This window comes from Mycobacterium sp. (genome assembly GCF_044342925.1).
GTDB lineage: Bacteria > Actinomycetota > Actinomycetes > Mycobacteriales > Mycobacteriaceae > Mycobacterium.
Window position 1 is genome coordinate 1 of the sequence record NZ_JBIIOV010000123.1, and the last position, 9,785, is coordinate 9,785.

General features: G+C 63.4%; 9 protein-coding genes. 7 read left to right on the forward strand and 2 right to left on the reverse strand.

Annotated elements, in window-relative coordinates:
* Both ADBZ6I_RS12870 and ADBZ6I_RS12875 read right to left on the reverse strand, forming a co-directional pair.
* Positions 1-195, reverse strand: a 195-nt coding sequence (locus tag ADBZ6I_RS12870) for a hypothetical protein (RefSeq protein WP_526384421.1), incomplete at its 3' end; no start/stop codon positions are given.
* A gap of 104 nt (positions 196-299) precedes the next feature.
* Positions 300-1,997 carry a hypothetical protein gene (locus ADBZ6I_RS12875; protein ID WP_526384423.1) on the reverse strand — a complete coding sequence of 566 codons (1,698 nt, stop codon included), beginning with the start codon at positions 1,995-1,997 and terminating at the stop codon, positions 300-302.
* A gap of 257 nt (positions 1,998-2,254) precedes the next feature.
* Here ADBZ6I_RS12875 and gluQRS point away from each other — a divergent pair, with 257 nt between their 5' ends.
* The 7 genes from gluQRS to ADBZ6I_RS12910 all read left to right on the forward strand — a co-directional run.
* A complete protein-coding gene (gene gluQRS, locus ADBZ6I_RS12880) occupies positions 2,255-3,175 on the forward strand; it encodes a tRNA glutamyl-Q(34) synthetase GluQRS (protein ID WP_526384425.1) in 921 nt (306 codons plus the stop codon).
* A gap of 76 nt (positions 3,176-3,251) precedes the next feature.
* Positions 3,252-4,337, forward strand: a complete 1,086-nt coding sequence (locus ADBZ6I_RS12885; protein WP_526384427.1) for a hypothetical protein — start codon at positions 3,252-3,254, stop codon at positions 4,335-4,337.
* 3 nt (positions 4,338-4,340) lie between these two features.
* Positions 4,341-5,789, forward strand: coding sequence for a glutamate--tRNA ligase (locus ADBZ6I_RS12890; protein ID WP_526384429.1), 1,449 nt, complete (start codon positions 4,341-4,343; stop codon positions 5,787-5,789).
* Positions 5,790-5,799: 10 nt separating this feature from the next.
* A complete protein-coding gene (locus ADBZ6I_RS12895; RefSeq protein ID WP_526384431.1) occupies positions 5,800-6,801 on the forward strand; it encodes a S66 peptidase family protein in 1,002 nt (333 codons plus the stop codon).
* Positions 6,801-7,859: an adenine nucleotide alpha hydrolase family protein gene (locus ADBZ6I_RS12900; RefSeq protein ID WP_526384433.1), complete on the forward strand. Its 1,059-nt coding sequence runs from the start codon at positions 6,801-6,803 to the stop codon at positions 7,857-7,859. Before ADBZ6I_RS12895 ends, ADBZ6I_RS12900 begins: the two co-directional genes overlap by 1 nt.
* Complete coding sequence (locus tag ADBZ6I_RS12905) at positions 7,852-8,706, forward strand: class I SAM-dependent methyltransferase (protein ID WP_526384435.1); 855 nt, start codon at positions 7,852-7,854, stop codon at positions 8,704-8,706. Before ADBZ6I_RS12900 ends, ADBZ6I_RS12905 begins: the two co-directional genes overlap by 8 nt.
* The coding region (locus tag ADBZ6I_RS12910) for an aminotransferase class I/II-fold pyridoxal phosphate-dependent enzyme (RefSeq protein ID WP_526384437.1) at positions 8,703-9,785 on the forward strand (1,083 nt) is incomplete at its 3' end. The genes ADBZ6I_RS12905 and ADBZ6I_RS12910, both read left to right, overlap by 4 nt.

Below are 9,785 nucleotides of genomic sequence, written 5' to 3' on the forward strand. Positions count from 1 at the left end.
CACGATCACACCCATCGGCACCCCGCTGCTTGCCGCACGCCAAATCTCGGCCCCCACTCCGTCGGTGCTGAAGTAGCGGCCACTCCTCAGGTCGAGAATCATGGCTTCACCATCAATGATCTCAGCAGCAATCAGGCTGGACGCGGCATCGAATGCCGCTACCGCTGCCCAGGTATCCGCGTTTACATTGCCCATGCGCAATGATCCTAAACCCCTGCACGTCAGATCGCACTGAGAATGTGGAGGTCCCGACCAAACCTCGATTCGAACGAACACCTCCGAGTGTGGTGGGCCCGCGCCTAAGAACCGATTGAATCCGCAAGAACTCGGCAGTCTGCTTTCACCAGTGTCGGCTCGCGCCGCGCGACCCAGAGTTTTCCGTCCGGTGTCGCGCGGGCCGCGAAGGACAAAATGCCGACTGAGGCACCACGAATGGCGATGACTGCGACCCGCAGAGAACCACCAGGCCACGAGTGTTGGCAGTCAATGAACTCGCAAGGGCGGCCGGTCGATTCACTCGGCCACTCGACAATCATGCTCGCCGAGTCGTCCTGGCAGCCGATCCGCACGACGATCTTCCAAGCCCCTGTCGAAAAATCGCCGGTGAGACGCATTCGGCCATTGGAGATCGATACCTCGAGGCCGAAGTCGACAGGGGCGTCGACGACCACCCCGCAAGCCGGACACAGCGTCAGTATGCGACGTGAGATCACGGGATCGTGGAACACATACTCTGCGGAGCTTGTTTGCGATGCGCAGCCCCCGCAGTTGCCGCTTGGTGTGCGAAGGTCCCCCACTGCCATACCGAGCCAATCCTGCGAGATGACCGTACCGCGGGAAGCAAAGAAGTCGACGAGTAGCGCTCGCAGCTTTGGGCCAGGCGCAGACCGACCTCGCTCCGCGTCATGCGCGTCAACGTTGGACTCGTCGTAAGATTCGGCAGCCAGACGGGCCGCCCGTGCTCGCGCCGCGATGTCTCCCGTCGCGTTCGCCTCCGCGTGCCGCAGATAGTGGCGTAAGAAAGTCACACCCTGCCGATCCGCATTCGTCGGGACCTCCACTTGATGCTGCAGAGAGCTAAACGCTGCGCTCAGCGGGCTGAGCGAAGACGACGCTCGAGTATCGGGTTCGCCCAAGATATAAAAGCGCAAGCCTGCCGCAATTGCTTCTGGCCTCCTGTTGAACTCGGCGACGACCGCACCGAGAGTGCCGCCCTGGTAAATGGACGACACGATCTGCGCCACTGAACTCGGGGAGGTCAGCGCAACTCCGCTTGTTGTCACAACAGCGCCAATCGAGCTCGCGGTGAGCATAGGAGGCAGAAAGCCATATCGAGGGTCAATCGGGCCGCGCGGGCTCAATATTCCGTAACAAACCGACCAAACCACAATCCGTGCTGAAATCACTTTCGGCGATATTGTCAATCCGGAGCGAATAGCCTCGTCTACTGAGACTTTGTGACGGAAGCATTGTCCGGTTTCCATGCAGTACGGAGTGTGCGGGTGTTGCGCAGGCCCGGCCAGATCAGGCATCGCGCAGACCGTCAACGCACCGTTGAGGAACGCGTCGACACCGTCCCCGTGGCTGACCAAGGTCAATACATCATTGGGCCTCGATAGTGCGTCGAGCACGTCTTTTCGCGTCGCCCGGCCACCGATGACGACATGGTCGCCTGCCTGAGCTACGCCAAACGGAGCTGCTGGGTAAATCTCGGTCGCTCGGCTGGTGTTGCTGGTGCGCGCAAAGGCCGCCGCCGCTTGCATCAGATGCGCGTGTACGTCTGCCTTGGCGACGCCGGTGAGAATGCCCGGTGCAGAGCGCTCTCCGGCACAGGAATCGAGGGAGTTGAATCCGTACAGCGCATCAAGCAACTCGGGGATGAGCGCCTCAAAAGTGGCAATGAATACATCCGGCCTCAGATCGAGGACAGCATCCACAGAGTCACAAAGAGCGGCCCGTCGGCCCGTCAATGCGGCATAGGTGTCAGCCAGATCCACGAGGTCGGGAGACCCAGCCGCAACAAGCCCGTTCCGGACGGCGTGGTTACCAGCGACCATACGACCGGCAGATGTTCATCGAGTCACCAGCGTCGCAGGAACGATGCATTCGGTCAAGGTCAGACGTCCAGCACGTTGACGGTGTTCTACTGCCGATACCGAACATTGCTGCAGGCCTTCCCGGGCCCCGGCCTCGACGAGTCGGCTGATCACCGGGTAGATCGTTGTGGGCGCATCCTCCTGGCAAGATTGCAGTTGTGACCGACCGCGCAAGGCACGCCGACACGGCAGCGCCAAGGACTGCGGGTGCCGGGAGATTTGCTCCGAGTCCATCTGGTGACCTCCACGTCGGTAATTTGCGGACTGCACTCCTAGCGTGGTTATTCGCTCGTTCCACAAACCGACGATTTCTCGTGCGGATGGAGGATCTCGATGACCGTGCGGCCGCCGACGTGGGTCGACGTCAGCTTGCCGATCTGGCGGCAATAGGTGTCACGTGGGACGCCCCCGTCGAATGGCAATCCGCACAGCGGGCGCGCTACGAGGAAGTGATCGATGAGTTGGTCGCGGACGGCCTCGCCTACGAGTGTTATTGCAGCAGAAAAGACATTGTGAATGCGCCCCAAGCGCCACACTCGCCCCCCAGCGCATACCCGGGTACCTGCCGAAATCTATCCGAAAGTCAGCGGGCCGAACGGCGCAAGCAGATCGCGCGTCCGCCTGCTCTACGTCTCCGAGCAGCCGCCCTTACATACACAGTGACGGACGTTCTGCATGGCGAATACACCGGTGTCGTTGACGACTTCGTGCTGCGTCGCGGCGACGGCATTCCGTCATACAACCTTGCCGTCGTCATCGACGATGCCGCATCGGGGATAGACCAGGTAACCCGCGGAGACGATCTCCTGTCCTCTGCGCCGCGACAAGCGTATCTCGCTAACTTGCTTGGGTACCCGGAGCCCACCTATGCCCACGTGCCGTTGGTGCTCGACGCTGCCGGAAAGCGGCTTGCGAAACGCGACAAAGCATTGACTCTTCGTGAGATTGACGCTGAAACAGTGTCTACGCAAATCCATGCATCACTCGGATGGTCCATGAGCACGCCGTTTGAGATCCTCGACCGGTTCGATCCGAAGCAACTACCGCGCGAGCCTTGGACCTACGTCCAAAGTCGATGACATCCCACACAACCCGCTCCCGGTAGCTAGGATTTACATGCTGGTAATCGCAGGTTTCGTGGGGAACCGAGGTGACGTGACCGCACGCATGTTTGCGCCTGATGCGCGCAATGAATTTTCACTCGGGCGTTCGCGTGACGAGTTGACCACGGGATACACCGACCCGTCCGTTGTCGCCGCGGTTAACCACATCCTCGAACGCGTCGGCGAGTCGGGATACACGCCGCTGCTCGAGTTGCAGGGGATTCTCGATCGCCTGCGCGCCAAGCCCCACGGTGCCGAGCGGATCTCCGGCATGAACAGTTTCGTGCGGACCCTGGGTCGCGCGGACAACCTAGCAACGTTCACCGAGCTGCTCCGCGCGTCGCTGAGCGCCGTCGACCCAGCCGAAGCTCGACTCGCCGCAGGGTCGCAAAACGCCCGGATGCACTGCATCTACGGGTGGTCAGGGCAGACACTCGCGCTGGTGTCAGGCACGAGAGCGACGGCTGGGACGATGAGCCCGGCAGGTGGGGTCGCTGAGCGGTGCGGCTACCCCATCGCCATGTGGTTCCTCAGCATCCACATCTGGCAGCCGAACGTCGACGTGGAGGGATTCGCGAGAACGAAGCGAATCGAACCCGGGGTGCTCGCCGAACCGCCGCACTCGCATCCCTATTCCTTCGTGTCCTACGTGTCGATCGGCAGCATGCGGCAGTCGATCTACCGCGACGAGGCCACTCCGAGCGGCGACGACACGCGCTACAGCGGCGTGCCGCTCCAGCGCGTCGACGGCGTGTGGCCACCGCACACCGACGTCGCCACCCGATATCTCAGCCAGGTCGAGGACCGCGTCGATCTACGCACCGGCCACAGCTACTACATGCCAACCGACTGCGTCCACGACGTCGAGGTGGACCGTGCCTGCGCGGCTCATGCTCCGACCATCACCCTGTTCTTAGCCGCCGAAACGACGACGATCCCAAACGCATACCTTGAGAGCGCGATGGCCAAATTCCATCTCGAGCGCCCTGACGTGAAGGACGTCGCTACCGCGCTAAACCCCGAGGAGTGGTCGGCGAAACTTGCAGCCACCGCTCGCTATCTACGCGGAGAGGCGACGGATCTTCGACTCGAGGAAGTTTTTAGGTGCAACAGCACCTACGGCTTTATGCACACCTGAAACGTGAACGGTACGAAGTTTTCTCCGGGGAAGCCCGACAGGTCGGACGTCCGCATTCGGTTCGCACCGAACGGCGAGATCGCATTTCCGGGGTTCATCGTCCGGACCGTTCTCTACGCGTGGTTGTTCGCGCGTCGATTCAACGGGACGTTCGTGCTGCGCCTGGACGACACCGACATCGACCGGCAGCAGCCGGGAGCACTGCAGAGTTACCCGGACGGACTCCGCTGGCTCGGACTTGACTGGGACGAGGGACCCGAGGTTGGGGGCCGCTACGGCCCTTACCGACAATCCCAACGACTGGAGTTCTACCGGGACGCCGTTGACCGCCTGCTGGACGGCGGATACGCCTACCGCTGCTATTGCCCGCCCGAACGTCTGGCCACTGTTGCTCGCGCCGCACGACTTCCGGGCGCAACCCACAGCGCCTATGACGGCCACTGTCGCGATGTCTCGATCGCTGACGTGGAGACATCGCGACGCGCGGGCCGTGAACCGTGCATACGGTTCCAGACGCCGGACAGCGGCGAGATCGTTTCGCACGACTTGCTGCGCGGCGCGGTCAGGGTGCCCGCCCAACAATTGAGCGACTTCGTGATCTACCGCCCGGACGGCTGGGCCACTTATCACCTGACAGTGGTAGTGGACGACGCCGCAATGCGGATCAGTCACGTAATTCGTGGGGTAGAGGGCCTTTCGAACATGGCGCCGCAGGCCCTGCTGCACAGCGCTCTGGGGCTCGACCAACCCCTGTATCTTCATCACCCGCTCGTGCGAACGCTGGGGCTGCCCATCGGCGATCAATTTCTGCCCCGGGGGCACCTCGTTTTTCTTGACGAACTGCGGGAGTCGGGTATCCCGCCAGAGGCGGTACTGGCCTATTACGGCGGGATCGCTTACGGCGGCGCGGCGGGAATATCGACACTCGAGGAGCAGGTCGCCGACTTCGACTACCGCCGTATCAGCCGCAAAGACTTCGTCGACCAGTCGCTGCCCGCGCTTATTCGTACCGCGGAAAAGTATCTACGCTCCCCAGCCGCCCGAGCGCTCGTGGAAGTGGAAGCGGCACGTGCCTTGGTCTCAAGCGGCCTTGACCGGCCGAGCGCTATGGCGTTAGCCAAGCGCGCCGCGCCCGTGCTCCAACAGCGCATCCGACGCATCGACGAGATCGGACCACTGTTGCGGTTCGTCACCAACGCGCCGGCAGCCCAGCAACTTGAGGCACCAGCCGCCAAGTGGCTGCACGCGGCAGCCGAAGCGGTGTCGCTCCGACGGGAACTGCGGCACATCACCCGGGTGCTCTCAGCGAGCGACAACATCGATCTTGGTGAGATCAACAGGCGATTACTGGACCTGCTGGGCGCCCCGGCAACGACTCTGTCCCTTGATGAGTGCATAGCGATCCTCGGACGCAAGGAAACCCTTGCGCGCTGGGAGGTTCATGTTCGGTAGAGCCGTCCACATGCCGTCTGCACTTCCCCCGCGGCCGGTCGTTGGCGTGTGGACTCCATCATCCCCGGCTCCTGCCCGGTTCCCGCGCCGTCTGCAGCGGTCACTCGACGCCCTCCGGGCGCGGGGTTTCCAGCCGCGTCTCGCTCGAACTGCCACCGCAGACGACGGCCTGACTGCGGCCGCACCGAAGGAGATCGCGGCAGACTTGCATGACCTGCTCGATGACCCCGAGATCGACGCGGTCATCTGTGCAGTCGGGGGATACACCAGTTTGGCGGTCGTCCCCCACATCGACTTCGACCGCGTAGCGGCCGCTCGCAAGCCGATCATCGGCTACTCCGACGTCACCTCGGTGCTGTGGGCAGTCTTGGCGCGCACCGGCCTGATTACTTTTCACGGCCCGATGGTTATCTCGGAGTGGGGCGAGTTCGACGGCCTGCACGACGTCACCTACACCGGTTTGACTCGCGTATTGGACGGCCGTTCGGACGTAGCGGAACTGCGCGAGCCGGGTGTCTGGACAGATGAGCTGCTGTGGTGGGATGCCGAGGACATACGACCGCGCCAGCTGCAGCCTGGCGGCTGGCGCTGCCTGGTGTCAGGTGCGGCCGAGGGCTGGCTGCTCCCCGGTTGCGCGTCGACGGCGAGCCGGCTGTTCGGCACGCCTTACCTTCCCGATGTTGCCGGCGCGATCCTGTGTCTAGAAGCTGTAGAGACCGGACCCGAGGAGTTCTACGGCCTGCTAATGCAGTGGTCGCTCTCGGGTTCCCTGGATCGCATCGCCGGCCTGGTCATCGGTCGGCACTGTCGCCCCCCGCAACGCGGCCGTGAGGAAGCGTTCGATCGCGTAATCTTGGCGGCGCTCGCAGGACGCGCGATGCCCGTACTGGTAGACGTCGACTTCGGCCATACCGAGCCGCGGGTCACGCTGCCAGTCGGCGGCCTTGCCCGACTGGACGCCACGGCGCGCACGTTGACCGTGTTCAGGCCAACGCCCAGCAGGGGGTCGTAGTGTCATCAATCGCCATACACGAACGCGAAGGCGAGATCGTGGTCGAGTATCTCCAGCAGATCTGCTGCCAATGCATTCTGCCGGAGACGTTTCCGGCCATTTCGTTCGCCGACTCTGGTATCTGCTCCTATTGCACCGACGAAGAAGAGCGAGTCATCACGAGTCGCACGGCCCTTGACGAAGCGATCGCGGCGGCGTTTGACCGCACAGCCGAGCGCGCCCACGACGCGCTGGCGCTGTTCAGCGGCGGGAAGGACAGCTCGCTAGCGCTCAAGATCGCCGTCGAAGAACTCGGACTCCGGGTCGTGGCGTTCACGTTGGACAACGGTTTCCTATCTGCCGGAGTATCTCGAAACATGGCCCGGGTGCTCGATGCAGTCGGCGTCGAGCACGTGATTTTCCGCCCGCCCTCACCCACCATGCACGAGCTTTACCGCATCAGCTCGATCACCGAGTTCGGCCCGGACACGACCAAGTACTCCACGGCGGGCTGCGGGTCATGCATCAGCATGGTCCTCGCGAGCGCCCTGCGATTCGCCAACGAAGGAGGCATACCGTTGCTCGTGGGCGGCTGGACGCCTGGTCAGTTCGGTCGCTCGCCACTGGCACCCCTCGCCTTCATGTCCGATGTCGTGGAGCGCCACTTCGGGCCGCTTTCGGCAGCATCGGATTCTCTGAGCGCCACGTTAGATAAGTGGCGTGAAGCGTCACGACGCTCCGGTCCCATCGGACTAATCAACCCGCTCTACGCGCTTCAGTACTCCGAGGCCGATACCATCGCGCAGCTCGAAAAGCTGGGTTGGGAGGCGCCGGCCGACACCGACTCGTGCTCGACCAACTGCCGCCTCAACGGCTATCTGACACTGCACCACATCGCCCGGCACGGGTTTCATCCATACATGTACGAGCTGGCACACCACGTCCGGGCCGGGGCGTTGTCACGCAGCCAGGCATGGGAGAAGGTCACCCGGGTGCGGGTGCGCCGCGCGACCGCCAATGCTGTCGCGCTTGAGTTGCACTTGCCGCCAGTCACTCTCAGCGAGCGCGGCGATGACTAGCGCCAAGTTTGTTGCCCTAGAGGACCTTTCAGCTGCAGAGATTGCCGCGCTCGACTTCTCTCGCCTGGTGGGCGCGATCAACGAACCGAACATGCCATCCGGTGGCGGACACACTGTCCGCCGCGTGCTCGAGTTCAGCCGCTTGAGGCCGGGGGCTAAAGTCCTCGAAGTCGGCAGCAACACCGGATTCTCGGCCATTGAGATCGCCTCGTGGATCGACGGCGAGGTGACCGGCGTTGACATCAACCCGATATCGACCGCGTTCGCACGGGACAAGGCTGCGCGGCACGGGCTGGATAACGTGCGGTTTGTTGTCGGCGACGGTCTTGGCCTGCCCTTCGGTGACGCGTCGTTCGATTTGGTGTTCTGCAGCAACGTCACATCTTTCATCGCTGACAACCGAGCGGCGCGGGACGAGTACTACCGCGTGTTGAGGCCTCGGGGAGTGCTCGCGGTGGCTCCCATCTACTACCACCGCCCGCCGCCCGACGACTTGCGGCGCGCGGTGGGAGATGCAATCGGCGTCGAACTACCGCTGACCAACCGTGACTATTGGCCGGACCTGTTCGCCGACGAGCGGTCGACGCTCATCGAGCAGGAAACCTACGAATACCTTCGCCAGTCACCCGCACGGATCGCCGCGTACGCAGAGCGAGTATTTGAACAGCCCCACCTACAGCGCCTCGACCCGGCGCGACGCACCGCGGCAGAGCGGCGTCTCACCTACTTCTACGAGATTTTCGACGAGAATCTCGCCTATGCGCGGTACGACATCCTGATTTACCGGGCAAATCACCCCAACCCCGAACCCGTGCTGCATCGCACTCGACGGGTCTTCGGACCATGAGACAGGTCGTCATCCCGCTGATCGAGCACGGTGTGCTCTCCAGTCGGCTGCCGGATGCGGAGTGGCTCGCGGCAAATTTGCGACGCGACGACCGCGAGCCGCTCATGCTCGGTCTGGGCGAGACATGGGACCGGACACCACCGCAGTTGATCGCAGCACTTCGCGATGTTCCGGCTTCGGCACACGGGTATCAACTTTCGATGTACGGCCTGCCACGTCTGCGGGCTGCGCTGGCCGATTACCTGCGGGAGACCCACCGACTCGAAGCATGCACGGCGCCTTACGAGGTCGCCGTTAGCTGGACGGGCACGCGGCTAGTAATGCGCGATTTCGCCGAGTTGACGGTGCGTCAACATCCTGAGCTGGCGGGGACCGAGGCGCTTGTAGTCGGTCCGTCTTGGGACTACGCCGGAGTGATTGAGCCCGCCGGTTGGCGCGTGCGCCACCTCGTCGGTGCCCCCGGGCGCTGGGTGCCGACGCCCGACGCGTTGCGCGAACACGAGGCGACCGCCCGAGGCCGCATCGGGTTGGTCGTTGTGAATGCTCAGCACAATCCGACTGGCTACTCGTGGGACATCAAGATCGTCCGAGCGTTGCTTGACCTGGCCATCAGGCATCGTGCCGCGGTGCTGATCGACGACGCCTACTACGGATTCATGGATCCGGCATCGCGACCGACGAGCGCGCTTCAGGAGCTCCTCAATGTGCCCGAAGCCGCCGAACTGCCCTGGTGCGCGGTGCGATCGCTCGGCAAACAGTTCAACTGCAACGGTTGGGGCATCGGTGCGGTAGTGGCCCGGCCCGAGTTGCTCGCGGCGCTGATCGCCGAGGTCCGTGCTAGCCACACTTACAACACCGCGGGAATGCTGCAACACGCGATGGCGACATGGCTCGAGGATGGCCGTGCGGTAGCTGACTATCTAGCCGAGGAACGACTCGTCCTGGCCGCCAGTCGCGCCGCCGCGCTCGGCGGCCTAGGCTCCGGCGGCGTCGTGAGGAGCTCGATCGCGGCCGGGCCCGCCGGACCCTACGCTGTCTACCCAATTCCGGCCGGCTGGACGGACGTCACCGGGTACCTC